The sequence below is a fragment of the Undibacterium sp. TJN19 genome, assembly GCF_049339485.1.
In the GTDB taxonomy this organism is placed as follows: Bacteria; Pseudomonadota; Gammaproteobacteria; order Burkholderiales; family Burkholderiaceae_D; genus Undibacterium.
This window is the reverse complement of record NZ_JBMPPL010000001.1, coordinates 486,956-510,800: the sequence shown is the minus strand read 5'-3', so window position 1 is coordinate 510,800 and position 23,845 is coordinate 486,956. Positions and strand designations below refer to the sequence as shown.

The window sequence follows — 23,845 nt, the reverse complement described above, 5'->3', positions numbered from 1 at the left end:
AAAAATAAGATGCATCTGAGCCGCACTGCTAAAGAATTAATACGGTGCGACCACATTCAGCCATCGCCAACAGGAGAACACCATGTCAGAAGTCACTACTCAGAACGCCCTTGATTTGTTAATTGCAGACCACCGTGAAGCTGAAGAACTGTTTGAACAGTATGAAAAAGCCAAAGACGCAGAAAAAACCAAAGAAAAATACGAAATCGCCCGCAAAGTCTGTGCCGCCTTGCTGATTCACATGCAGGTCGAAGAAACCATTTTTTATCCGGCAGCCCGCGCCGCACTGGAAGATGAGGATCTGCTCAACGAAGCCGAAGTCGAACATAACGGCGCGAAAGACCTCATCAAACAACTCGGTGAAACCGAAGCCGATGACCCGATGTTCGATGCAAAAGTGAAAGTACTCAGCGAACAGATCGAGCACCACGTTGAGGAAGAAGAAAATGAACTCTTCCCCAAACTCAAAAAGACCGATCTCGATCTCGACAGTCTCGGTGAAGAAATGGCGACCGCCAAAGAAGAATTGAAAGAACGCCTCGGCGCATAAATTTCCTTACTTGCGCTGATCCTGAAAAAGCTGCACCAGAGGCAGCTTTTTCTGCTTTTCAATTGGGAGATACGATGAAAGCTTTAAGTTACCACGGCAGTCACCACGTGCGGGTTGATAATGTCCCTGACCCCAGCATACTCAACAGCGATGACCTGATATTGCGGGTGACGGCAACCGCGATCTGCGGTTCTGACCTGCACCTGTACCGCGGCAAAGTGCCGCAACTGGAAAAGGGCGATATCCTTGGGCATGAATTCATGGGCATCGTCGAAGAAACCGGCCCCGAAGTGCATACTGTCAAAAAAGGTGACCGTGTTGTCGTCCCTTTTGTCATCGCCTGCGGCAGTTGCTTTTTTTGTGCGCAACAACAGTTTTCTGCATGCGAAACCACCAATACAGGTGAAGGTGGCCTCTTGAACAGCAAGCATATCAAGCCACCGGCAGCCTTGTTTGGTTTCAGCCATATGTATGGCGGTGTACCCGGCGGGCAAGCCGAATTCGTGCGCGTACCCAAGGCCAATGTCGGCCCGCTGGTGATACCAGCAACGCTTGCTGATGAGCAGGTCTTGTTTCTCAGCGATATTTTGCCCACCGGCTATCAGGCTGTGCTGAATGCTGAGATCAGGCAGGGTTCTACCGTCGCGATTTTTGGTGCTGGCCCGGTCGGCCTGATGGCTGCTGCCTGCGCCAGGATGATGGGGGCAGAAAAAATCTACATGATCGATCACCATGTCTACCGTCTTGATTTTGCCAGGGAAACCTACGGCATCATCCCCATCAATTTTGATGAAGTCGATGCTGCCGAAATCATTGTTAACGATACCAAGGGGCGTGGGGTCGATGCAGTGATCGATGCCGTCGGCTTTGAAGCCAAGGGCAGCACGCTGGAAACCGTCTTGACCGGGCTTAAAATCGAATCCAGCAGCGGCAGCGCCTTGCGCCAGTGTATTGCCGCCGTGCGCCGAGGTGGTGTCGTCAGCGTGCCTGGTGTGTACAGCGGTTACATCCACGGCTTTTTGTTTGGTGACGCCTTCGATAAGGGCCTGACTATCCGCATGGGCCAGACGCATGTGCAAAAACATATGCCCGAGTTACTGCGTTTCATTGAAGAAGGCAAGCTTAAACCAGACGCCATCATCACCCACAGAATGAAATTGAGCCAGGCTGCTGAAGCCTACAAGATATTTGACAAGAAAGAACAGGATTGCCGCAAAGTGGTATTGACGCCAGATTGATAAAGTGGCGCAATGCTGTATTGAAGCAGGGTAGGTTGAGGGACAAGCCCTGCTCGCAAGCTCCCTTCTTCAGCACGGTGGTATGCGCCCCCTGCTTAAGCGTATAAATTGATCAAGGGCATCAGTGGCATCAGTGCAAAAGTAAATCACGTAAGTGGGCCAGGCAAAAGGGAGATATTCATCTGGTCCCATTTAAAAATATATGCGAAACCATATTTAAAAAAAATCAAAAAAATATATGAAAAAAAATATCACCTTACCTGGCATCGCAGATCGCGCTACCGCTCTGGCCGAGCGCCGCAATATTAAAATGGCTGCGTCTGCCCACGCCTATGTGCGCGGCAGTACATCAAAATTCTATGAATGGCTGGATACCGCCAGTGGCAAACTGCCTGAAGGCCCGGCAATCTGGATTTGCGGCGACTGCCATATCGGTAACCTCGGGCCGGTTGCTGACATCAACGGCAATGTTGATTTCCAGATCCGCGACTTCGACCAAACCGTTATCGGCAACCCTGCCCACGATCTGATACGGCTGGCGCTGTCGCTGGCATTTGCGGCGCGTGGGTCTAATCTGCCAGGCATCATGACAGTCAACATGCTGCGCGTGTTAATGGAAGGCTATGCCGCCCAGTTTATCGATGGCGATGAAACCGCAGTAGAAATACCGGCAGTGGTCAGAGCGTCGATGCGGCGCGCCCGCCGCCGCACCTGGAAACACCTGGCGCGTGAAAGAATCGTCGATCTCAGCCCGCATATCCCGCAAGGCAGAAGATTCTGGCCCATCGTCACTAAAGAGAGAAAAGCCATACAGTCGATCTTCACGCGCAAAAATGCGATCAAGCTCGTCAACCACCTGCGTTGCCGTAAAAGCGATGAAGAAGTCAAACTGGTCGATGCCGCTTACTGGGTCAAAGGGTGCAGCTCGCTGGGCCTGTTGCGCTATGCGGTCTTGTTGAATGTGGATGATCCCGTCACTTCAGAAATTGAATTGTGCCTCATGGATATCAAGGAGGCAGTCGCCGCCAAAGCGCCGCGCTATGCCGATGTGCGCATGCCTGTCATCAATGCCGAACGCATCATCACCGGTGCGCGGCACCTGTCACCATCATTGGGTGAACGCATGCTGGCAGGGCGTGTGGATGGCAAATCCGTCTTCGTGCGCGCTCTGCGGCCAGAAGACCTGAAACTCGACATTGATGAACTGAAACCAAAAGAAGCACTGAAACTGGCCCGCTATTTTGGTGCCGTTGTCGGTAAGGCCCATGCGCGTCAGATGAGCAAGGAAACCGCACTCGCCTGGTATAAGGATTTAACGCGCAACCCCTCTACCAAAGGCACGCCAAGCTGGTTATGGAAATGCGTGGTTGAACTGGCAGCACTGCATGAAGCCGCCTATCTTGAACATTGCCGCCGCTATATTGATACAAAGTAGATGCCAGCCTAGCTTGGCTAAAGCTCAGAAAGACCTGCATGCACATGGACTGGCAAGAGCTCTTTGATTTGCTGCAATGGCCCGCCATGCTGGTGACAGTTGTCGCCGCCTGGTGTGTCGCTTCACTCTCAGTCAAAAACACAAAGCAGGCTTCTAGCTATTCGTACTCAGCGTACTCAGCAATGCGCTGTGGATCATCTGGGGCTGGACAGATCACGCTTACGCGCTTATCAGCTTGCAGCTCTGCCTGCTGGTCATAAATGTGCGTGGAGTGATGAAAAACGAAGAAGCCTGAGCAGGTTGCCATGCTCAAGGTGATCACATAAGGTGGTGACATAGGTAGCGACATACGCATCAACATAAAAAGCCAGAATCCTGGCTTTTTATGTAAGATAACTTCTACAGCTTGCCTGTCTTGTCTACAGGCGCTGATGTGTCAGCGATTGCCTTGACGGTCTTCATCGTCCAGCTCATCTGCATCATCTGCGTCATTTGCGCGAGTAGAAGGCGACTGGCCGCCCGCATCGTTGAGGCCATCGCTTTCAAGCGCCGTACCGTTACCGCTGGTTTGCGGATTTCGCGATGGCAAATCTTCAGACTGGTCACCTTCAGCGATATCACGTTCAGAGGCATCAAATTGATCAGGGGCGCTGTTGCCAGTAGAGCCGCTGTCTTGCGGTTGCGGGGTCGTTGCTGTAGTCGTACCAACGACAGGCATGTGTAAAGTAGTCATGATGTTTCTTTCAGTAATAGGTCAGTGATAGTGGAAACCCCGGTTAAATCAGGCATGACGCCGCGTTTGGTCCTGCCATGCGTGCCGTACTTGTGCAGGCCAGCATGGCAGGGTTTTCAATTCATCAAACGCAAGTCGTTTGCCGTACTTAAGCAGAACTTATGCACAACTTATGCAGAACTTAAGCAGAGATTCCTTGAGAAAAAATTATTCTCCAGACAGACATGCACCGTCGCTGTGCCTGTCTTTGATTACCCGTAATTAACGGCTACCCGAGCTTGAACCAGAACCGGATTTAGAGCCCGATCCAGAATGCGAGCCGGACGAGTTGGATTTGGAACCGCTGCCGCCGTTGCTGTCATTAGAGGCACTGGATTTGCTGCTGTCAGATTTGCTGTCATCATTTTTATGGCTTTGCTGACCGGCTTTCACGTGCTGTTCGTGCGTGCCGCCTTGCGTACCTGTAGAACCGCCAGATTTGGAAGAATCTTTGGAAGAACCTGATGAAGAAGAGGAACCTGATTTGTTATTGCCAGTAGAGCCAGTAGAGCTAGTAGAATTTGTAGACATTGAAATACTCCAGAAATATCCGCAGAATGTCGCGGTCACATTGCACTGGTTTTGTTTGCATCCAGTGAGATCATCATAGCCATACCATTCGTCTTTGTAGTGAGCAGAATCGACCCCAGGCTGTAGGAGAGCATGCGGTTTGTGCCGGGTGCTAAAACCCACATCCCAGTAGGCAAGCGCATGGCCACCATCAAGTTTTTTCTTTTTTTGTCAGCGCTTGATGGATAGTTTCTGCGTTTGCAAAGCTGGGTATTTGGGGTTCTGTTTTAACGAATTGTTCAATTTTGAAAAAACTTGCCGGCATGTTTTTTCTTTTTTTTTACGGACAATTTTTTTACGGACAACATACGACCTCACCAGATTGGCATGCATGTCATGAATCCATCCAGAGCCATCCAGAGCATCTATACACTAGCGGACAAAGGCCATGATGCTTGCGGGTATGTACGGCACCTAACAGTGATCTGTTTTATTTCACGTTATCTTCTTAAAAGATGCGTTGTCATGGGTCGCGTATTTACCTGATGCTCCCTTTTCTCTTGTTAGACCCTGATTGATTTTAAAGGCAAGCGCAATGACCAAAAAAAATTCTCCGGCGTCGAATGACGGTGCCGGCTCTGTATTAAGCAGTACCTCTGGCCCATCCACGGATCAACTTCCTGATTCGCTTGGTGCGGTGGACGCCACTTCCCCTTCATTGATAGAAAAAATCGGCAGTGCTTTTGAGTTGGCCGCAGCCATGCCCGTCAACACTGCCAAGGCAGCAGAATATGGTGACCTGGCACGTGACCCTGTGGCAGGCTGCACCACTGAGCCTGCGTCAGCCGTTGCCACTGCCAGTACCGTGATGGAATCCGTCGCCTCTGACAAGACTGGCGACGGCATACCGGCGCTGGGCGTGAATGCCACCATAGGCTCGCTGGACCGCGTCAGGGTAGACAGCTCTGACCAGCGCCTGACGACCAACCAGGGCGTGCCAGTTGCCGATAACCAGAATTCATTGAAGATAGGCCTGCGTGGGCCAACCGCGCTGGAAGATTTCATTCTGCGCGAAAAAATCACCCACTTTGATCATGAACGCATTCCAGAACGGGTCGTGCATGCGCGTGGTTCTGCCGCCCATGGTTATTTTGAAAGCTACAAAGATTTCAGCAGCCTGACCAGGGCCTCGCTGTTTGCAGAAGCTAACAAACGCACGCCGGTGTTTGTCCGTTTTTCTACCGTGGCTGGCGAGCGTGGTTCTGCCGATACCGTGCGCGATGTACGCGGCTTTGCCGTCAAATTTTATACCGATGAAGGCAACTGGGACCTGGTCGGCAACAACATCCCTGTGTTCTTTATCCAGGATGCGATGAAGTTCCCTGATCTGGTACATGCCGTCAAGCCTGAACCCCACAATGCCATGCCACAGGCATCCAGCGCGCACGACACCTTCTGGGACTTTGTCTCGCTCATGCCAGAGTCAACCCACATGCTGCTGTGGCAAATGTCAGACCGCGCCATACCGCGCAGCTACCGCATGATGCAGGGCTTTGGCGTGCATACCTTCAGGCTCGTCAATGCACAGGGCGAGTCCGTGTTCTGCAAATTTCACTGGACGCCACTGGCCGGCACCCATTCACTGATCTGGGATGAAGCCGCCAAGATCATCGGCGCCGACCCTGATTTTCACCGCCGTGATTTGTGGGAAGCCATCGAAGCCGGTGCCTTTCCAGAATATGAACTGGGCGTTCAGATCTTCTCTGAAGAACAGGCCGAAGCCTTTGCATTTGACGTGCTCGACCCCACCAAACTGGTGCCCGAAGAAAGCGTCCCCATCACGCCGCTGGGCAAGATGACACTGAACCGCAACCCTGACAATTTCTTTGCCGAGACTGAACAGGTCGCCTTCTGTACGGCCCACATTGTTCCTGGTGTTGATTTTTCCAATGACCCCTTGCTGCAAGGGCGCATCCATTCTTATCTGGATACGCAAATCAGTCGGCTGGGTGGCGTCAATTTTCATGAAATCCCCATCAACTCGCCGGTTGCCCCGGTTCACAACAATCAGCGTGACGGCATGCACCGCCAGGCTGTGCACAGAGGCAGGGTCGCTTATGAGCCCAACTCACTGGCTGGTGGCTGCCCGTTCCAGGCAGGCCGTGCAGGGTTTACCAGTTTCCCGCAGACCATCGCCGACGACAAGGTACGTGGCAAACCAGAAAAATTTGCCGAGCATTTTGCCCAGGCCAGAATGTTCTGGATCAGCCAGACACCCGTCGAGCAAGCCCACATCGTTAACGCTTTCCGCTTCGAGCTGACCCGCGTACAAACGCCAGCCATACGTGAGCGTGTCGTATCCATGCTGGCCAATGTCGACCCCATCCTGTGCGCTGGCGTCGCTGACGGTCTGGGCATAGAAGTGCCTGCACCCATGCCGCCGGTGATAGATGCACCCGTGCCTGAGTATGACCCATCCCCTGCCTTGTCCTTGCTGGCCCGCCCCGGCAGCGCAGGCATCAAGACCCGGCGCATCGCCTTGCTGGCAGCGCATGGTGTCGATGCGGCAGACGCCAGCACCATCTATACCGCATTGCTTGACGATGGCGCAGTCCCGCGCATAATCAGCAATACCCTGGGCAAATTGCGTCCCTCGACGGGAGAACCGCTGGATGTGGAAATCACCTTCGAAACCGGGCCATCGGTGTTGTATGACGCTGTCATTATCCTGGCTGGTTTTCATTCGGTAGAAAGCCTGGCGACAAATGCACATGCCCTCGAATTCATCCGCTGGCAACATCGTCACTGCAAGCCCATCCTGGCACTGGGCACGTCCGGCATTCTTCTTGACCTGGCGGGCGTACCCACGGCATTGCCCGATGGCTCGCCCGACCCATCGGTCATCCGAGTAGAAAAATCCTTTGACGCCGCATCCTTAACGCAGTTTAAAGACATGCTGGCTGCCCACCGCTACTACGTGCGTGAGACAGACCCGCCTGTTGCCTGATGTAAAGCAAAACCCGCCACCCTATCCTTTGCTGCCTTCGGGGGCATGAGATAGGGACATGGCGGGATTTTTAGACAATGACAGAGCGGCTTTGTGGCTGTGTTCAACACAAAGCCAGCACAAAGCCAGCAGCAAGCAAGTGTAAGAATAAGTGTTAGAAACGGGGATCAGGCCATCAAGGCCAAGTGCGTGAGAACCTGAAACGCCAGCTTAAGCGATTCTTAAGCTGGTTTTGAGCTACTCGTCAGGCCGCTCAGGCATGGTAGCGAGCGTGTGCCTGCAATCCTGCAATACGTCGTGGTCTTTTTATAGCCAGGCAAATAAAGGCCATGTTGCATCGCCTCTCGTACATTCTCGTACATATCATGCGCGTCATACGCAGGCAGGCTTAATGCAAAATGATGGCAGAGGTGTTTGCAGAAAAATGGGTGTCTGAATCAGCAGCGAATTTGAAGCCAAATGGCGCATCATGCGATTCAGGAAAGCGATGTGGGAAATAACGCAAAGGGTGTGGCGACTGACGTTCTTTGCGCAAGGTCGTACCGCTCCGATCTGCCGCAGGATAAGCCGGGCTTTGTGTGGCTGGCGCGCGCATCATTTTATCTGCCAACTGGTTTACGATTGCGTCAGCACGTAGAGCTTGATGCGTCAGACAAGTTGTAACAGCATGTTTGGTCAGGTAAGTCATCATGATACGGGTTCTCCAGATAGGGTGAGGTAATCAGGTGCAGATTATCTGCCTACTTAAACCCGCTTGAAATCAGTTGCCGCGCTGCGTCAATGTAAGACTGCGATTACGTTGAAGTAGGGGGGCGGAATAAAATGATCGAAACATTTCTGTGCGGCCACAATACATCGTCACTGGTGAGGCGGATTAGCAATCACGTCAGGTTTCACTGGCTGTGGCTGAGATGGACGCGATGCCGGTTTTCAGTCTTTTTTGCTGTTTCAACCGATGCTGAAACAGCTTCAATCAGTGAAATTTTTCAAAAACCCAACCCTCAACCAACCCACTCATCCCCCAGCATCGCAAAAAACAGGGTGTCCTTCACTTGCCCTTTCATTGTCCAGCGCTGGCGCATCAGGCCTTCTTGCTGGAAGCCGAGGTGGCGTAGCAGGTTGGCAGAGGGGGCGTTGCGGGTGTCGACTTCGGCTTCGATGCGGTTAAAGCCCATGTGCGTGAAGGCGTGCGGCAGCAGGGTTTTGAGGGCTTCGGCCATGTAGCCTTTGCCCCAGTAGGGTTTGCCCAGGGCATAGCCGAGTTCGGCGCGGGCGCATTCGGTGTCGAAGCGAAACAGCAAAATGCTGCCGATGACTTTGCCGCTGTGCTTGTCCGCCATCACGCACTGGATGGCGCTGGCGGCTGCGGCGTTTTCCAGCACCTTGTCGTACCAGGCCCGGGCATCGTCCTTGTTTTGCCAGGTGGTGTAGGGCAGGAAGTGGGTGATGTCATCATCAGAAAAAACGTTGAACAGGTCGGCCAGGTCGTCTTCTGTGATGGTGCGGATGATCAGGCGCGGTGTTTCCAGTGACAGTGTCAGGGTGGTTTGCATGGGTGATGACGAATAAGGCGTTGGCTGAAATACGGACAAGGGCCACAGCTTACCTCAAATTGCCCTTTCAGCATGATTTTGCCCCTGTCTTGCTACGGCATGTTGACATGCCACAGTGTCAAGCAATCGCAGGCAGCTGCAAGCTGTCGCCGGCGCTCATCAGCAAGCCATGAGCAACGCACCAGCAGCGCATCAGCAGCCTCAACCCCCTTGCCGGTAAACAAAGCGCCCCAGTATCTTCAGCAGGCCGACATTGTCTGGCGTGATGCGTTCGTCGGGGTAGGCGCGCTTGTCGGGGTTGCGGCTTTCCAGTACCCAGGTGCCGTCGATTTCGCGGCGCAATTGCTTGATGCGCAGGCCGTCGGGGTGCTGGATGGCAAAAATCTTGCCGCTTTGCGGTTCGGTCTTGGTCTTGTCGATGATGACCATGTCGCCATCGACGATGAAGTCAGCCATGGAACTGCCATCGGCATAAATGGCGGCCAGGTTTTCTGGCTTGACATTGTATTTCTTGAAAAAGCCCAGTTCCTTAATGAGCTGGCCTTTCGCCTCGGCATCTTCATTATGCGCACCGCCGCCGCAAGAACCCTTGGCCGCATAGTAATTGATGCGCGCCAGCCCGCCATCATCCATGTCGGGCGCAGGCAGTGAGGCTTCTGCACTGCGCAGGTCGGTGCTGCGCAAATCAGACAGGCTGACCTTGAAGAAATCGGCAATCGGCGACAGCGAAGACGTGCGTGGGTCTTTGGTGATCCCTTCCACAATCCTGAAGATGGTTGCCTGCGGCACCCACATATCGACCGGAAACTTTTTCTCCAGCGCAGTTGCAAGCGAGGTCGGGTTCAACCCCGCCTTGTCCATTAAATATTTGATATTAGTTTTAGCGTCCATACGATCATTATGCGTTATCGCATAGGATTTGCCAAGAATAATACGAAAAAGTTTGAGAAAAATACGACATCGTATATAATCGTATTCAATATGAAGTCATCCAGAGAACTCGCCCTGACCCTGCTTGAACAAGGCAAAAGCCAGAGCGACATCGCCACCATTGCCGGCGTCACCCAGGCCACGATCAGTCGCCTGATCAATGGCAAGACGGCAGATCTGTCGTACCGGCAGGGCAAGCGGCTGGAGGAGGCGGTGAGGGTGGGAAAGGTAGGAAAGATGGGATTGTAGGTTGGCGGAGGTAGGTTGGGATTTGCCTGTAGGTTGGGCCGGGCCACGCTGGGCCCGGCCCAACCTACAACCCACCACCCACCCCGTACAACAAACGCCGCACCCACGCCACAACAAAATAAAAGCAGCGCCAATGCTGCCAGCAAACCAGACAACAAATGAAAGGCATCGCAGCATGCGTTATCAATCACCCGCCACTACCGACAAGCAGCACATCGCCAACCAGAATTTGTCGCCGGTCAACACCATCACCTCGCGCCGCCTGTGCACCGGCCCGCGTTGTCGCCACGGCCGCGGACAATTGCGCTCGATACGGCAATTTTGCAATGCCAACAATGAAGCGGTTTACCAGTATTGCAAATTGTGCCGTGATGGCAAGCCGGGGATGTGAGGAGGGGCGTAGCTTGGATTGCGTTCGTGGGTTGGGCAGAGTTTGTAGGTTGGGCTAGTTTGTAGGTTGGGCCGGGCCCCGATGGGCTACGTCTTATCAGCCCAACACTGGGCCTTTGATTAATGGATACGTGATTGATAAGCCGAGTGTTGGGCTGACGAAGCGTAGCCCAACCTACGAACCTGGCCCAACCTACGAGATAAATCCAACCGTCGAACCCGACCCAACCGACAAGATCAATCCTCCGTGCCCCCTCTGTGTCTCTGTGCCTCTGTGGTGAGAGGTCTTCATGGTCTTCACGATCTTTACGGTCATAAATCAACATCTGAACACTGTTACACCGGTCAAAAAAATAAATAAGGAACAAGCATGGCGCGTGCAAGAAATATCAAGCCCGGGTTTTTTACCAATGATGTGCTGGCCGACATACCGGCGCTGGGGCGCCTGTTGTTTGTCGGTTTATGGACCATTGCTGACCGTGCCGGGCGGCTGGAAGACCGGCCCAAAAAAATCAAGGCGCAGATCTTGCCGTATGACGACTGCGATTGCGATGCCCTGCTCGACATCCTCACCCGTCATGGCTTTATCCAGCGTTATCAATCCGCTGGCGACACCTTCATCCAGATCACCAAATGGGATGCCCACCAGAACCCGCATGTCAAGGAAATGGAAAGCACCATCCCCGCACCTGACATGCCTGATGGCGCTGTCAATACAGATGCAGGGCAGCTTGTAAACCTGGAGGCAAAATCGGACACTAAACCTGACACAAAACCAAGCCACAACAGCAGCATCAGACCAGTACCGTTATTAACCGGTACCAGCACCATGCCAGCACCAGTGTTAACCGGAAGCAGCCCGGCTGATTCCCTTAACCTGATTCCTGATTCCCTTAACCCTCTATTCCCTGATCCGGTGCCAACACCTGCACCGGTCATGTCGGGCAAAAACGAGGGCAAGGACGGCGGTGGCAGCGAAAGAAAAAACGAGGCCAGCAGCGTATCCAGCAGCATGCCGAACAGTGTCACGGCCAATGCCAACACCAGCACCACTGCCAGCACCTACCCGGTGGATTTCGAACAGGCCTGGCAAGCCTATCCGCCCCGGCCTGGTGCCAGCAAAAAAGAAGCCTGGAAAGCCTGGCGGGCGCGCTGCAAGGCCGGTGCCGACAAGGCTGCGCTGCTGGCCGGGGTGCAACGCTATGCCGCCTATGTCGCCGCCCTGCATACCGCCCCGCAGTTCATCAAACATGCGGCCACCTTCTTCGGGCCGGATGAGCACTACAAGGCCGACTGGAGCATCAAGGCCCGCGCCTCACCCGGCCCAGGCGCGGCAACAACAGGCAACCGGCACAACGGCTTTGAGCAGATCAATTACCAACAGGGGATAGCACAAGATGGTTCATTCTGAAGCAGGCAACTTCATCCGCGTCGGTGGCCTCGCTTTGCAAAACAAGCCTGCCCACTGTGCGCAACATGGTGACTACACCGCCTATTCGCACCGGGCCGGTTGCTGGTCTGCCTGCGAACACTGCCTGCATCAGAGCGACCTGCAACAACAGCAGGCGCAGCGTCAGAAAGATGCCGCCGCCATCCAGGCAGCACGCTGGCAACAACGCCTGGGGCGCGCCGCCATACCGGCACGCTTTTGCGACCGCAGCCTGCAAAATTATGTCGCCAGTTGCGCCGCGTCAGAGCTGGCACTGCACACCTGCATCCAGTATGCCGCGCAATTTGATGAAGTTGAAAAACAGGGGCTCAGCCTGATCTTTTGCGGTGGTGTCGGCACCGGCAAAACCCATCTCGCCATCGGCATCGCCCGGCAAGTGCTGGCCAGCGGCAGACAGGCCGTGTTCACCTCCGTGCTCAAAGCCCTGCGCCACATCAAGGCCACCTACCAGCGCGACAGCCAGAAAACCGAAGACCAGGCCATTCAGGAACTGGTCGAACCCGCCCTGCTGATACTGGACGAAGTCGGCGTCCAGTTTGGCAGTGAGACAGAAAAAATGCTGCTGTTTGAAATCATCAACGGCCGCTACGAAGTCAGAAAACCCAGCATCCTCATCAGCAACCTCGGCCTGGCCGACCTGGAAAAATACATAGGCAGCCGCGTCATGGACAGGCTGCGTGAAGGCGGTGGCAAAGCCGTCGTATTCGACTGGGCATCGTACCGGCGCATCGCCTGAAGACAGGGTGCAGAAAACCGGAACCACCATGAAACACCCGCCATTACACAATAAGAAACGCACACCGCACACCCACCAAGGAGCCAGCATGAATGCACGTCAGAACTTTGCACCCCTCCACAAGAAAAACATCGACCCCGCCCAGGCCAAGATAGACCTGCTGGTTTACTGGCTTGATCAATGGGCCCTATGGATGAACAACAACCATGCCGAAATCGCCAGGGACACCGGCATAGGCGGTGGCGTCATCGGCAAAAACGCCATCAGCAATTTCTGCGTCGCCGCCGACGACAGCCAGGTCGTCTGGGACATGCGCCGCGAAAAAACCATCAAGGAACTCGACACCCTCATCAACAACCTGCGCACCGAACAACCCTGGACCTACTGGGCCATCTGCAAACACCTGGGCCTGATGACCCTGTGGAAATACCCCAAGCTCGACCCGCATGAGGCCTTTTTGAATGCGGTCGATGAATTGCAGCTGGTGGTGGAGGAGAACAAGCTGGCGTTGTGAGAGGGGGAGGTTGGATTCGTAGTTCGGCTTCGGCTTGTCGGTTAGGAATGTCTCGTAGGTTGGGCTACGCTTCATCAGCCCAACACTGGGCGTTTAATTAACGTACACGTGATTGATAAGCCGAGTGTTGGGCTGATGAAGCCTAGCCCAACTTACGGCACGGCCCCACCTACGACCCGATCCGACCCATCCTAACCCAACCTACGGCCCTAAGAGAATATCCCAACCTCAATCCGCACGACCAACGCCACTGGATTCCTGCCTGCGCAGGAATGACGTAAATAAGATTACTGGTGAAATGAGAGACAAATATTTTTAAAGCCACGCGCCAAAATCGAAACGCTCCAAATCGAAGTCGCCCAAAAAAAACGACGCCCCATCAAAAGGGCGTCGTTTTTTTCATCCATCATACCCGCCCAACGCACGAGCGCGCTTTTGGTTGACACGCCACCACCCGTTTAGACCAACAACTCTAAGCCCCGCAATCTGTCTTTTTTCTGTCAACGCGGTTGCCGACTAGCCCGTTCTTGGCTTACGTAGATTGACTACGAAAAACAAAAGCGGTCAAACAAATTACCCAAACACGAATAGGAAAATATCATGAACAAAATCATCGCCACTCTCGTTGCTACTACTTTTGTAATGGGTAGCGCATTTGCACAAACACCAGCGAGCACACCAGCCAAAGCAGCCTCTGCTGCCGCCGCTGCCAGCGTCGCCAAATCTGCACCCGCAGCAGCTACTACTACGCCAGCCGCACCAGCCGTCAAGGCCAGCAGCGCATCAGCTTCTGCCGCAGCCATGACGCCAGAAAAAGAAACCAAACCTGTCGCTCCTGTTGCCGCATCGGCCACGACAGAAAAAACAGCCAAGCATGTGAAACATGCGAAGCATAAAAAAGAAGTGAAGACAGATGAAGTCAAGGCAGCTGCATCCACACCGGCAGCATCCTCAGCACCAGCAGCCAAGGCCACACCAGCATCGGCTTCCAAATAAGTCCCTGAACAGGCTTCAGTGATGAAGAAAAAACCGGCGACAGTGAAAACTGCGCCGGTTTTTTTGCATTGTCAGAGCATACAAAAGCAGAAGCCTGATTCGCGTTGAACAATAAGAAAAGCGGCATGGCTTTCAACTGGAAACCCATACCGCTCAGACTGACCAGACTGCTCACTATCACTCGATCACCCGATCACTCGATCACCCGATCACCCGATCACCCGATCACCCGATCACGCAACTCTCATTCTTTTTTTTCTCCTCATCCTGATAGGCTTTTAACTCGCTGCGGAAGTCTGTACGGCTGACCAGGTTGTACTTATATTCTGGCATTTTGGCTTCTTCGATTTCTTCAACGTGTGCATTACCGATTTTCCAGACACCTTTGGTCGTAAACATCTTGTTGCCCGCGGCATGCATCGCATTATTTCGCTTTGTGTTGCTGCTTTTTTCGTCTTCAGCATAGTCGCCGGTGCCACCCAAGGTCGGTGCAAGCAATGCTGCCGCCGTCTCGTACTTGGCTGCCAGAACGGCATAAGGCGCCATCTCTGCCGCAGTGGGTGCCGGTTTGATGGCGGCCAGCAATTGTGTCGTGCTTGCCACACATACCTTCACCGGGTCTGAATTCGGCAAACCTTCGCTGTCCACACAGCGTTCTATATGGGAATTCAAGGTCTCAATGCCTTGGATTAAGGATTTGCTCCACACGCGCCATCCCATGTAATAGCCTGCCGACGCATCATTGGTGTCGATATAGGTCTTGAGTTCAGCCAGACGTTTTCTGGTGACCGATAGCAGATACAAGACCACAGTCAGTGGCGGGTCGGCTGGCTTTTTGACGGTTCGTCCTGCGCCAGCGTCTGTGTCGACCTGAAATTCATATTCCGTCCAGTAATCGGCAACGCCTGTTTTCGCCTTGGTGAAAGCCTTTTCTTTTCCTCTTTCCCCTGCTTTATCCGATTCGCTATGGTCTTCACCGGCAATATTGAGCTTCTCGGCATCCAGTTTTAACTGCATGACATCCACCGCGCCTGCCGCAACGGGGGCCGCCGCCTTCATCTGGAAGCTGGGTTTCAGCCGCCCCTGTTTGGGCTGCATGACGTGATTCAGCGCTTTTAATTGCCGGGTTTGCGGGCTGTGATCGGCCAGTGCCTGCATGGCCTGGCTTTGCCGCGCCTGCGGGCTATTATCGGCCATGGCCTGCACCCGCCTTTGCGCCAGTGCCTGCGCCCGCACATCCACAAAGCCGGCGGCCACAACGGTAGTTGCCTGGGGCAACTGGTGGGCAGCCTGGACAGCGTGTGAGGTTTGCGGCAACTGGGTTTTCATCTTGAGTCCCGTTTTCAAAGCGTTGCTTGGCGAGTTATAACTTGTATTGCAAATTTGCCCGACCATGATGACGTGAATCATGAGCGAATACTTTGTCTTCTAACATACTACTCAAACAAGAGACGCGCCAGTTTGTTCTCAATAAAGAGAGGTCTATTTACTTTGTTTCTCAAAATAAGGTGAAAACAAGAGACAAGCCAGTTTGTCTTCAATAGAGAGGGGTCTACACGCTTTGTTTCTCACGATGACGCTCATGCAAGAGACAATGAGTTTCTATTATAGGGACGCTGTTTTTAAGATGCCTCAGTCATTGAGAAATATATCTATGCGCTCAAATTTATTGCAATGACTACATATGTTGACTTTTTGAAATGACAACACATCTTGGTTTGGAAATTTTGATGTTAATATAATTTAAAAATCAATGATTCAAATTGATTTGATATGAATAATAATAGAAATTTAAGAGCCAAATGTCACCATGCTATTCACATCATTAAATTCTGAAAATGCGGTTGATTATCATTATGATAAATTTCCGCCAGCTTCGCTGGATTATCCACGCCTGCTTGTGCAGCTCGTCAAAGCAACTGATGCATTGGCAAGATACGACCAAATGTTGAAAAACATGCATAACAGCGAGATTTTACTTGCACCGCTGAGAAATCAGGAAGCTGTTATATCTTCCCGCATGGAGGGAACGGTCAGCACCATCGATGAAATTTTGAAATACGAAGCAGATTACGACGAAGATATCACAGAGAATTCAAATACCAGATCTGAAGTGATTGAAACGCTTCTTTATCAACGTGCTCTTAAAAATGCACAGCAAGCCATGTTGACAGGACAACCCCTCTCGCAATATCTGATACGAGCCGCACATGAACGCCTGCTGTCGTTTGGAAGAGGTGCGGCCAAGTCTCCGGGTAAATTCAAAACTGAGCAAAATTATCTCGCAGATAGAGCGAGGCGAAATATTCTCTTTGTGCCGATTAGCCCAGAGCGTTTGCAGGAAGGGATGGACAAATTATTCCATTATATTCAGACCAGTGATGATATTTCATTGATTAAAGCAGCCATCTCTCATGTTGAATTTGAAGCCTTGCACCCGTTTAAAGACGGCAATGGACGTATTGGGCGCATGATCATCACTTTGTTGCTTTGGTCATCCAACGTGATATCGGCACCACATTTTTATATCAGTGGTTACTTTGAAGAGCATAAAGATGCCTACATTGACATCATGCGGGCTGTCTCGGAAAAAGATGACTGGACTTCCTGGTGCGTATTCTTTTTGGAAGCCGTTGAAAAACAGGCTATTCGAAATCTTCAGATAGCTGAAAGTATCAGTGCGCTTTACGAAAACATGAAGCAGGAATTCAGTACAGTGCTTGCATCTAAATGGAGTGTCAACGCATTGGATTTTGTCTTTACACAGCCAGTTTTCAGAAATAATAAGTTTACGAATAACAGTGGCATACCTGCTTCAACCGCCGCCAGGTTTGTGCGAGTCTTGCAGGAAAAGGGAATGTTACACCCTATAGAAGAAGCGTCGGGACGCAGGCCTGCGCTGTATGCATTTGAACCACTCCTGGAATTGGTAAGGGTGTAACAGAAACTACGCCCACCACCTACAAAATTACACAATCCTGTGGCCTTGGATGCCTGGCCTGGAACGCCTCCATTTCTGTCCTGAATTCGGCACGGGTGACGAGATTGTATTGTTTTTCTCCCACGAGGGCGGCGATGCCGGTGACATGGTCTTCGCCGACTTTCCATACGCCTTTGACGGCGTGTTTGCTGTTTGCAGCCGCGTCCATGGCGATGTTGCGTGTGTTGTGGGTATCTTTCTCTTCTGCTTTGGCGTCGACATCGCCGCCGACTGAGGTAACGAATTTTTTTGCATGCGCGTCGTAGCTCAACGAAAACGCGACGTATCTTGCCATATCATCTGGCTTTGGTTCAGCGGCTACGCCTGCAAAAAAAACCAGCAGCAGGTTTGCGCAACTGGCTAAATCTCCGGGGTTTTTCAAGCCGCTGATCTTCAGTTCTTTTTCTTCGGTGGCGCGTAAAATATGTGTTGAAAGCAGGTCGACATTATTCCTGAGCGAGGTGCGCCACTTGAGCCAGCTCGCATAAAATTTCGGCGTTGCTTCATAGGCCTTTGCATATTGTTCCAGCAGCATCACTTTCGGCCTGATTACCGACAGCAAATACCTGATGGCAACCATGGGTGGATCAGCAGGTCTTTCTAACATGGCGCCACCCTCACCAGCTTCACTGATGGTGAACTGGCCTTCTGTCCAGTACCCGGCAGATTTTGTCACGGCGGCGGAAAAGCGTTTTTCTTCTGACCTTTCTCCTTCGGCATCGGATTGGCCATGATCTTCCCCCGCCACATTGAGCTTGGCCGCATCCAGTTTACGTTGCGCCGTGGCACCTTGATGTTGGCTGCCTGTGCCTGCTGTATTTGTTGTACCTGCTGTACCTGCTGCGCTGGTCTTCATCTGAAAGCTGGGCCGGGTCTGCCCCGGTTTTTGCTGCATGATGCCGGCCAGTTGTTTTTGCCTTGGCCGTGCCTGCATGGTGCGTGCCACGGTTTGCAGTTGCTGGGTTTGCGGGCTGTTATCGGCCAGTGTCTGCAAGCGCCTTTGCAGGGTCGCAAGCGGGCGGCTGTCATGAAAATCTGCCGGCAGCAATGCCTTGCCCGTGCTGACCTGCGGCACTTGAAGGCTTTGTTGCTGTTGCGATGGCAATTGCGTTTTCATGTCGCCTCGGCTGTTTTGCCTGCTACCCGTGTGGGCCTGTTGGTGATCCTGCTTGCGCAGCAAGATCATCAACAGACTTTTATCACTTTACACCAGCACCGGCTTTGCCAGTTCTTCTTCTATCACCACCTGCATCAGGGTTGCCGGTTCATACCCGGGCTTGAGTTGCAGGCTTTGTTTGACATAGCTCAGGGCGGGCACCAGTTGCCCCATATTGTAATGGCACATGCCCATGTTATACACAATGCTGGCGTCGTCGCCATGCAGGTCGCGTGAATGTTGCAGGTAGATCATGGCCTGCGCATAGGCATCAATTTCATACAGCAGGCTGCCCAGGGCCTGGGCAATGTCGGTGCTTTCGCCCAGGGGGTAATAAGTGTCCCACACCTGGGCGGCCATGCTGATGATTTCCTGCTTCAGGGAAGCCTCTTGCAGGTTCGCCGCGCATTGCAGCAGGGCATCGTAACAGCCCATGAAATTGGCCGCATCCCAGCCGCTCAGGCGCAGGTAGGCCAGCAGTTGCGGCAAATCCAGCAATACTGCATTGGGCTGGATGAAGCATTTCAGCAGGTAGAAATCATCGGGGCTGGTCTCGCTGATGTGTTCACGAAATGCCTGTCGGGTTTCCGGGTAGAACGCATCGCTGGTGTTGCCGGTATCCGCATGCGGGTGAAATGCCGCGGCGCAGATATGCAGGCCATGGTGTTGCTGCGGCGTGGCCATGAATACGCCGCCTTGCTGTTGCACAACCAGGGCCAGCGCATGGTAGTTGACCATCAATGAAATGCTGCCGTGGCTGACGATGGCAGGCGCTGTGGGCAGCACTACGTCTTCTTCGCGGCTGTCACCTTTGTCGCCAGAAATCAGCAAAAGACGGTTATTGCTGAGGCGGCGCAAGTGTGCGAGGTAGCGCAGCGCCTGCGTGGGCAGCAAGACATAGCCATCGACTTTTCTGGACGCATAATAGGCCAGCAGATTGTTCAGTTCAGCTTCTGGGTAATAGTCAGGCGAAGCAGGCCGGTTGGTAAAACGCAGATCCAGCCTGTGCAGGATGCTGGCATCCGCAGGTGGTTCTGTACTGTCTTCATTGTCAATATCATGCAGGCTGACCAGGCTTTCATGCAGCTCGCCATGGTGCAGGTAAAAGCAATCCTGTTCTATGCTGTCGAAGACATAATTGGCAATCACCACCAGCGGGTTATACATCTGCGCGGCTGACAGCACATCGCCAGACACCTGCAAGACAATGTCTTGCGGCAGATTGATATCGACCAGCGCAAAATCGAGCAAGCCGCGGGTGATATAGTCTTGCAGAAAGGGGTGCTGTTTCCAGAAGGCCAGGTTCTTTTCTGAAAAGTCCGTCATCACATACCTGACGCGCAGGTGGCTGAGGGTGGATTGCTGCAACAGTGCAAAGAATTTTTTCAGGAAATGATAAGAAAACCGCCCCGAACCCGCGCCCAGTTCCAGCACCGTCACGGGCTGTTGTGCATCAAGTGCATGATGTTGGTCAGACAGCAGGTCGCGCAGGTGCCCGAACACCAGCCTGGCATAAGCCCGTGCAATGAAGGTATTGCTGGTGACATAATGCGGCACGATGCTGTTGCGCCAGGCAGCGATGGTTTGCTCGCTGAAAAACTGCCGCTGCCACTGCCACAGGCGCGACGCAGACAGGCGCTGGTTTTCTTCAATCACGGTCAGGTGCACCCAGTGGGAAGTAATGACGGTAAGGTCGCGCCTCATCGATCGTGCGCGCGAACGACGGCCTGGCATTGAGCCGGTTTCTGTACGCACGCACATTGGGGTAGGCGTCGCCAATGACATGCACCCAGTCGGCATAGAACAGGGCCGGTGCGGCAGCACAATCCGCCAGGCTGAAGTGTTCACCAGTGGCCCAGTGGCGGTTTGCCAGACGCTGTTCCAGCCAGGCATAGGCAATGTCCAGGGTGGCGCAGGCGCGTGCCACCACATCGGCATCGCGCTTGTCGCCACGCATGGCTTCAGAAACGATGGCCTGCATGGGCGTATGCACGTAGTTGTCAAAAAAACGGTCCATGAAGCGCACATCCAGTGCTGCTGCCGCATTGGCGGGATCTGTGGTATTTGCGGTATCTGTGGGGATGAGCCGCACCGCGCCCGGGTAATGCAGGTCCAGGTATTCGATGATGATGCTGGATTCAATGACGGTGGTATCACCATCCACCAGCACGGGGAATTTTTTGAACGGCCACAGCTTTTGCAGTTCCGCCGCCGACGCCGCATCGCCCAGGTTCACCAGGTGGAAGTCGAAAGGGGTGTCGTTTTCGTACAGCGCTATCGTCGTCTTCCAGCAGTAAGAGGCGAAAGGGTGGGCATACAGGGTGAGTGGCATGGCGGGGCTCCTGGTGATGAGGGTGGTGTGTGCGTGGGGGACGCGTTAAAATCCTATGGCTGTAAGAAATGCGTCGTAATCGTCTGCGTGGACACGTAGAGCCGCTCGTATCTTCGTTATATCTATGGAAGCATTTAATGGGTAGAAGGTATCGATATAATAATGACCACCTATATTCTCACAGGTCATTCTGTAGAAGCCATTTTGGCCTTCAACTTGTGCCCCAGATCTTTTGCTCCATATATAGGCACTGGTATCCGCAGCTTCGTCTTCCATTATGCTAGTTAATTCCGTTAAACTCATACGATAAAAAACTGAAATACTTGTGCCCTGGGTTTTGCTTGTAATCCCTTTTGCATCGAAAATTCCTCTGGGTGTGTGTGCGAACCAAACATGCTTGAAGCGGTCTGCGGGGATATAGACTTGGTATATCTTGAGCTGGCGTTGTGGCATTTTTTTTATTTTTGCTTCGAGAGCTTCCAGTGCACTTGGTTTGCCGGCAGATGCCGCCGCTGGTACTTTTGCCTTGGCATCTTTGTCGCTAACAGTAGCCGCCGCAGCAGCAGCGGGGGTTGCTTTTTTAATTTCTGCGCCTGCACCCGCTGCCGCATTGCCTGTGGCTGTTGCAGCCACCGCAGCTTTGGGGGGCAATGCCGCCGCCTTGATTTCTGCCCCTGCCGCGGGTAATGGCGGTTTATTCGGTTTTTTGTCTGCGGCCACAGCGGGTGTACTGGTGTCTCTCCATGGAGCGTTTATCCCCATTGGCTTATTGGGCAATTTTTTCGCTGGCACTGGCGCTGGCGGAGCCGCAGCCGGAGGGGCGTCCGGCCCGTAAATATCCGTAACGATCCTATCGTCGACATCCCATTCATAATATATGGTTTGACCGGGCAGGCATTCAACATGCCATACGGCGTCTTCAGGTATCGCTCTGGCCCCCCCGGCTGGGGAGCTAACATTTTTTTTGTCTGGGCTTAAAGTGCCTGACATTCTCGTCAACTGAAAAACCGGCCCTGATGACACCGCCATTTTCTGGAATACGCCCTCATGGTCTTCCTCGGCCGCCACTTTCTGCACCGTACCCGCACTCAGGGCGCGTGCACCCATCACGTCGGCTTCGGATTCCAGCGCCACGTCATCATTGATGCTGACACCGGATTTCATCTGGAAGCTGGGTTTGACGCGCCCCTGTCTTTGCTGCACCACATGCCAGGCTTCATGCGGCAGATGCTGTTCCTGCCCCGGGGCGATGTGGATGTCTGCACCTTGCGCATAGGCATGCGCCTGCATGCTGGCCGGTTGGTCCGAGTTGTAATGCACCTTCACATCATCCATCGCCATGCCCGACAGGCTTTCTATGCCGGATTTTAAATTGTCGGGCATGCCTGTGGTGTTGGCGGGTGTGTCGGATCTGGCCTGCCTGACTGCTGACCCTGCCCCTGGGGTCGTGGGCAAGGCTGCCTGCATGCGCTGTGCCCTGTTTTGCATCTGCAAGGCTTGCGCGCTGTCATCCATCCGGGTTTGCAGGGTTTTGAGGCGCGTGGTGTGCTGGCCCTGGTCAGCCATTTGCTGGAAACGCCCCTGCACCAGCGCCTGTGGGCGGGTGTCGATAAAACTGTTCGCCGTGCTGGTGATAGAAGTAATAGCAGTGGTATCGGCCAGCTGACTGACCGGTGCGGCCCTGGCTGCCTGGGCGATGTGATTGTGCTCCGCCTGGCCTTCACCAGCCTGCACCGTCTTATGCGTTTTCATGCGTTTCCACCTGTCATCATCAAGATTGCCCTGCGCAAGGCAGGCTTGATAGCGGGATAGCACAATAGCGAACCACCCAGGCCGACTTGCGTCTGCTACTGTACCAGAGGATTGATGAAGTGTTAACTAAAGAAGAGAAGAGTCTGCCGCAAAAGGGTCTTGATGAAAGCTTGCTTTTCCATTTCAACAGCGGTGTTGATGATCGATGCTTTTACTCATGTCGCAACGGGTGATTTTTTCGCCGTGGCATGCAATTCCAGACCCAGTGATTTCATCACCTTCAAAATGGTGGCAAATGAGGGGTTACCATCGGCTGACAGGGCCTTGTAGAGGCTTTCACGTGAAAGCCCGGTATCTGTCGCGATTTGCGACATGCCACGTGCACGTGCGATGTCACCCAGGGCTTTGGCAATAAACGCTGCATCCCCATCAGCATCTTCCATGCACGCATCCAGATACATGGCCTGATCTTCTTCAGTTTTGAGATAGTCGGTCACATCCCAGGTGCTTGTTTGTGGCTTCATGATTTTAACTCGGTCGAAAGTTACAAGGCTGTTTGTATCAATCAAATTATCGAATGGGGATAAGGCTCTTGCTATGCTACATCAAACCCGGGTTTGTCTGCGCTGCTGAAAATTCCTCACTCTTGCAACTCAGCAATCGTGTTCTTCACCATGACGATGTCATAGTCCGGTAAATTCCTGGTCAGTGCCAGCGTCAGGTAGTGTTCAGCCGTGGCTTTGAAATCTGGAAAGCCCATGCCCAGGCAGCCGAGGATATCGACATATAAAGACGCCAAGTCAACATCATCAAATTGCAGGCCCCAGATGAAGTACCAGGTGGCGTTACGGATTTCAAGCAGGCATGCTTCTGCGACAGGTGGTGCATCGGGGGCAAATCTGGCGGCGGCGATGATGGTAAGCAGATCCAGGCATTCAGACCTTGCAAACTTGCCGCAATTCGGCAAGGCTGCCAGCACGGTTTTGGTGACCGTCAGCGCACATGGGTAGATATAGCCATTTTGGCCTACCGCGTCAGCCACGATAAAGAAAGCATTTCGCACCTTCTGTTTGTTTTCGGCAGAAATGAGTTGTGCGACATCTGCCGGGCTGACAATGGCGCCATAAAATCCTTCCAGGCTCCAATCCAGCGTAGACATTTCCCAGGTTTCATTTTTCATAGGCAGGGCTCTTCACGCATCATTCTTTATAAGCGGCGCATGATACATGAATCTGCTTTCCTGGTGAAATGACAGGCGTGATGCAGTCTGATGCTGGTGCGCATGTTGCCCACTT

The 23,845-nt window shown here is 53.1% G+C and carries 23 protein-coding genes; 11 read left to right on the top strand and 12 right to left on the bottom strand.

Going from position 1 to position 23,845, the window contains the following annotated elements:
- Nucleotides 1-82 precede the first annotated feature (82 nt).
- From ACO0LH_RS02345 to ACO0LH_RS02335, 3 genes are all read left to right on the top strand, one after another.
- On the top strand, nucleotides 83-550 hold the full coding sequence (locus tag ACO0LH_RS02345; protein WP_422939437.1) for a hemerythrin domain-containing protein: 468 nt from the start codon (nucleotides 83-85) through the stop codon (nucleotides 548-550).
- A gap of 74 nt (nucleotides 551-624) precedes the next feature.
- On the top strand, nucleotides 625-1,788 hold the full coding sequence (locus ACO0LH_RS02340) for a zinc-dependent alcohol dehydrogenase (RefSeq protein WP_422939436.1): 1,164 nt from the start codon (nucleotides 625-627) through the stop codon (nucleotides 1,786-1,788).
- Nucleotides 1,789-2,026: 238 nt separating this feature from the next.
- Complete coding sequence (locus ACO0LH_RS02335) at nucleotides 2,027-3,223, top strand: DUF2252 family protein (RefSeq protein WP_422939435.1); 1,197 nt, start codon at nucleotides 2,027-2,029, stop codon at nucleotides 3,221-3,223.
- Nucleotides 3,224-3,659: 436 nt separating this feature from the next.
- Here the strand turns inward: ACO0LH_RS02335 and ACO0LH_RS02330 are convergent, their stop codons facing one another.
- Both ACO0LH_RS02330 and ACO0LH_RS02325 read right to left on the bottom strand, forming a co-directional pair.
- Nucleotides 3,660-3,956, bottom strand: a complete 297-nt coding sequence (locus ACO0LH_RS02330; protein WP_422939434.1) for a hypothetical protein — start codon at nucleotides 3,954-3,956, stop codon at nucleotides 3,660-3,662.
- A gap of 261 nt (nucleotides 3,957-4,217) precedes the next feature.
- The gene (locus ACO0LH_RS02325; protein WP_422939433.1) at nucleotides 4,218-4,526 is read right to left on the bottom strand and encodes a hypothetical protein; all 309 of its coding nucleotides are present in this window, start codon (nucleotides 4,524-4,526) and stop codon (nucleotides 4,218-4,220) included.
- A gap of 574 nt (nucleotides 4,527-5,100) precedes the next feature.
- On the opposite strand from ACO0LH_RS02325, the gene ACO0LH_RS02320 reads away from it, so the two are divergent.
- On the top strand, nucleotides 5,101-7,512 hold the full coding sequence (locus tag ACO0LH_RS02320; RefSeq protein WP_422939432.1) for a catalase: 2,412 nt from the start codon (nucleotides 5,101-5,103) through the stop codon (nucleotides 7,510-7,512).
- 388 nt (nucleotides 7,513-7,900) lie between these two features.
- On the opposite strand, the gene ACO0LH_RS02315 is transcribed toward ACO0LH_RS02320, so the two are convergent.
- The 3 genes from ACO0LH_RS02315 to ACO0LH_RS02305 form a co-directional block, all read right to left on the bottom strand.
- Nucleotides 7,901-8,203, bottom strand: a complete 303-nt coding sequence (locus ACO0LH_RS02315) for a hypothetical protein (protein WP_422939431.1) — start codon at nucleotides 8,201-8,203, stop codon at nucleotides 7,901-7,903.
- Between the two features lie 310 nt (nucleotides 8,204-8,513).
- Complete coding sequence (locus ACO0LH_RS02310) at nucleotides 8,514-9,065, bottom strand: GNAT family N-acetyltransferase (protein ID WP_422939430.1); 552 nt, start codon at nucleotides 9,063-9,065, stop codon at nucleotides 8,514-8,516.
- A gap of 201 nt (nucleotides 9,066-9,266) precedes the next feature.
- A complete protein-coding gene (locus tag ACO0LH_RS02305) occupies nucleotides 9,267-9,956 on the bottom strand; it encodes a S24 family peptidase (RefSeq protein ID WP_422939429.1) in 690 nt (229 codons plus the stop codon).
- A 9-nt stretch (nucleotides 9,957-9,965) separates the two neighbouring features.
- Between ACO0LH_RS02305 and ACO0LH_RS02300 the strand changes: the two genes are divergently transcribed.
- The 6 genes from ACO0LH_RS02300 to ACO0LH_RS02275 all read left to right on the top strand — a co-directional run bounded on the left by ACO0LH_RS02300 (nucleotide 9,966) and on the right by ACO0LH_RS02275 (nucleotide 14,330).
- Nucleotides 9,966-10,244: a helix-turn-helix domain-containing protein gene (locus tag ACO0LH_RS02300; protein ID WP_422939428.1), complete on the top strand. Its 279-nt coding sequence runs from the start codon at nucleotides 9,966-9,968 to the stop codon at nucleotides 10,242-10,244.
- A 175-nt stretch (nucleotides 10,245-10,419) separates the two neighbouring features.
- Nucleotides 10,420-10,635: a hypothetical protein gene (locus ACO0LH_RS02295; protein ID WP_422939427.1), complete on the top strand. Its 216-nt coding sequence runs from the start codon at nucleotides 10,420-10,422 to the stop codon at nucleotides 10,633-10,635.
- A 369-nt stretch (nucleotides 10,636-11,004) separates the two neighbouring features.
- Nucleotides 11,005-12,045, top strand: a complete 1,041-nt coding sequence (locus ACO0LH_RS02290; RefSeq protein ID WP_422939426.1) for a hypothetical protein — start codon at nucleotides 11,005-11,007, stop codon at nucleotides 12,043-12,045.
- A complete protein-coding gene (locus ACO0LH_RS02285; protein ID WP_422939425.1) occupies nucleotides 12,032-12,820 on the top strand; it encodes an ATP-binding protein in 789 nt (262 codons plus the stop codon). Before ACO0LH_RS02290 ends, ACO0LH_RS02285 begins: the two co-directional genes overlap by 14 nt.
- A gap of 88 nt (nucleotides 12,821-12,908) precedes the next feature.
- Nucleotides 12,909-13,334 carry a hypothetical protein gene (locus ACO0LH_RS02280; RefSeq protein WP_422939424.1) on the top strand — a complete coding sequence of 142 codons (426 nt, stop codon included), beginning with the start codon at nucleotides 12,909-12,911 and terminating at the stop codon, nucleotides 13,332-13,334.
- Between the two features lie 600 nt (nucleotides 13,335-13,934).
- Nucleotides 13,935-14,330, top strand: a complete 396-nt coding sequence (locus ACO0LH_RS02275) for a hypothetical protein (protein ID WP_422939423.1) — start codon at nucleotides 13,935-13,937, stop codon at nucleotides 14,328-14,330.
- Between the two features lie 225 nt (nucleotides 14,331-14,555).
- On the opposite strand, the gene ACO0LH_RS02270 is transcribed toward ACO0LH_RS02275, so the two are convergent.
- Nucleotides 14,556-15,659 (bottom strand): hypothetical protein, encoded by a 1,104-nt coding sequence (locus ACO0LH_RS02270; RefSeq protein ID WP_422939422.1) that lies wholly within the window; start codon nucleotides 15,657-15,659, stop codon nucleotides 14,556-14,558.
- Nucleotides 15,660-16,140: 481 nt separating this feature from the next.
- On the opposite strand from ACO0LH_RS02270, the gene ACO0LH_RS02265 reads away from it, so the two are divergent.
- Complete coding sequence (locus ACO0LH_RS02265; RefSeq protein WP_422939421.1) at nucleotides 16,141-17,271, top strand: Fic family protein; 1,131 nt, start codon at nucleotides 16,141-16,143, stop codon at nucleotides 17,269-17,271.
- Nucleotides 17,272-17,290: 19 nt separating this feature from the next.
- On the opposite strand, the gene ACO0LH_RS02260 is transcribed toward ACO0LH_RS02265, so the two are convergent.
- The 6 genes from ACO0LH_RS02260 to ACO0LH_RS02235 form a co-directional block, all read right to left on the bottom strand.
- Nucleotides 17,291-18,427, bottom strand: a complete 1,137-nt coding sequence (locus ACO0LH_RS02260) for a hypothetical protein (protein ID WP_422939420.1) — start codon at nucleotides 18,425-18,427, stop codon at nucleotides 17,291-17,293.
- An 87-nt stretch (nucleotides 18,428-18,514) separates the two neighbouring features.
- The gene (locus ACO0LH_RS02255) at nucleotides 18,515-20,170 is read right to left on the bottom strand and encodes an SAM-dependent methyltransferase (protein WP_422939419.1); all 1,656 of its coding nucleotides are present in this window, start codon (nucleotides 20,168-20,170) and stop codon (nucleotides 18,515-18,517) included.
- The gene (locus ACO0LH_RS02250) at nucleotides 20,115-20,798 is read right to left on the bottom strand and encodes a glutathione S-transferase family protein (protein WP_422939418.1); all 684 of its coding nucleotides are present in this window, start codon (nucleotides 20,796-20,798) and stop codon (nucleotides 20,115-20,117) included. The genes ACO0LH_RS02255 and ACO0LH_RS02250 overlap by 56 nt, the downstream gene beginning before the upstream one ends.
- A 45-nt stretch (nucleotides 20,799-20,843) precedes the next feature.
- Complete coding sequence (locus tag ACO0LH_RS02245) at nucleotides 20,844-22,550, bottom strand: DUF4157 domain-containing protein (protein WP_422939417.1); 1,707 nt, start codon at nucleotides 22,548-22,550, stop codon at nucleotides 20,844-20,846.
- A gap of 215 nt (nucleotides 22,551-22,765) precedes the next feature.
- On the bottom strand, nucleotides 22,766-23,074 hold the full coding sequence (locus ACO0LH_RS02240) for an addiction module antidote protein (RefSeq protein WP_422939416.1): 309 nt from the start codon (nucleotides 23,072-23,074) through the stop codon (nucleotides 22,766-22,768).
- A gap of 116 nt (nucleotides 23,075-23,190) precedes the next feature.
- The gene (locus ACO0LH_RS02235) at nucleotides 23,191-23,730 is read right to left on the bottom strand and encodes a hypothetical protein (protein WP_422939415.1); all 540 of its coding nucleotides are present in this window, start codon (nucleotides 23,728-23,730) and stop codon (nucleotides 23,191-23,193) included.
- Nucleotides 23,731-23,845 lie beyond the last annotated feature (115 nt).

Bases quoted from the DNA above. Each gene is read 5' to 3' on its own strand.
- ACO0LH_RS02270 (WP_422939422.1), bottom strand. From the start codon at position 15,659: ATGAAAACCCAGTTGCCGCAAACCTCACACGCTGTCCAGGCTGCCCAC.
- ACO0LH_RS02280 (WP_422939424.1), top strand. From the start codon at position 12,909: ATGAATGCACGTCAGAACTTTGCACCCCTCCACAAGAAAAACATCGAC.
- ACO0LH_RS02330 (WP_422939434.1), bottom strand. From the start codon at position 3,956: ATGACTACTTTACACATGCCTGTCGTTGGTACGACTACAGCAACGACC.
- ACO0LH_RS02275 (WP_422939423.1), top strand. From the start codon at position 13,935: ATGAACAAAATCATCGCCACTCTCGTTGCTACTACTTTTGTAATGGGT.
- ACO0LH_RS02250 (WP_422939418.1), bottom strand. From the start codon at position 20,798: ATGCCACTCACCCTGTATGCCCACCCTTTCGCCTCTTACTGCTGGAAG.
- ACO0LH_RS02315 (WP_422939431.1), bottom strand. From the start codon at position 8,203: ATGATGACTTACCTGACCAAACATGCTGTTACAACTTGTCTGACGCAT.
- ACO0LH_RS02260 (WP_422939420.1), bottom strand. From the start codon at position 18,427: ATGAAAACGCAATTGCCATCGCAACAGCAACAAAGCCTTCAAGTGCCG.
- ACO0LH_RS02235 (WP_422939415.1), bottom strand. From the start codon at position 23,730: ATGAAAAATGAAACCTGGGAAATGTCTACGCTGGATTGGAGCCTGGAA.
- ACO0LH_RS02290 (WP_422939426.1), top strand. From the start codon at position 11,005: ATGGCGCGTGCAAGAAATATCAAGCCCGGGTTTTTTACCAATGATGTG.
- ACO0LH_RS02335 (WP_422939435.1), top strand. From the start codon at position 2,027: ATGAAAAAAAATATCACCTTACCTGGCATCGCAGATCGCGCTACCGCT.
- ACO0LH_RS02305 (WP_422939429.1), bottom strand. From the start codon at position 9,956: ATGGACGCTAAAACTAATATCAAATATTTAATGGACAAGGCGGGGTTG.
- ACO0LH_RS02310 (WP_422939430.1), bottom strand. From the start codon at position 9,065: ATGCAAACCACCCTGACACTGTCACTGGAAACACCGCGCCTGATCATC.
- ACO0LH_RS02300 (WP_422939428.1), top strand. From the start codon at position 9,966: ATGCGTTATCGCATAGGATTTGCCAAGAATAATACGAAAAAGTTTGAG.
- ACO0LH_RS02295 (WP_422939427.1), top strand. From the start codon at position 10,420: ATGCGTTATCAATCACCCGCCACTACCGACAAGCAGCACATCGCCAAC.
- ACO0LH_RS02325 (WP_422939433.1), bottom strand. From the start codon at position 4,526: ATGTCTACAAATTCTACTAGCTCTACTGGCTCTACTGGCAATAACAAA.
- ACO0LH_RS02255 (WP_422939419.1), bottom strand. From the start codon at position 20,170: ATGAGGCGCGACCTTACCGTCATTACTTCCCACTGGGTGCACCTGACC.
- ACO0LH_RS02345 (WP_422939437.1), top strand. From the start codon at position 83: ATGTCAGAAGTCACTACTCAGAACGCCCTTGATTTGTTAATTGCAGAC.
- ACO0LH_RS02340 (WP_422939436.1), top strand. From the start codon at position 625: ATGAAAGCTTTAAGTTACCACGGCAGTCACCACGTGCGGGTTGATAAT.
- ACO0LH_RS02285 (WP_422939425.1), top strand. From the start codon at position 12,032: ATGGTTCATTCTGAAGCAGGCAACTTCATCCGCGTCGGTGGCCTCGCT.
- ACO0LH_RS02265 (WP_422939421.1), top strand. From the start codon at position 16,141: ATGCTATTCACATCATTAAATTCTGAAAATGCGGTTGATTATCATTAT.
- ACO0LH_RS02245 (WP_422939417.1), bottom strand. From the start codon at position 22,550: ATGAAAACGCATAAGACGGTGCAGGCTGGTGAAGGCCAGGCGGAGCAC.
- ACO0LH_RS02240 (WP_422939416.1), bottom strand. From the start codon at position 23,074: ATGAAGCCACAAACAAGCACCTGGGATGTGACCGACTATCTCAAAACT.
- ACO0LH_RS02320 (WP_422939432.1), top strand. From the start codon at position 5,101: ATGACCAAAAAAAATTCTCCGGCGTCGAATGACGGTGCCGGCTCTGTA.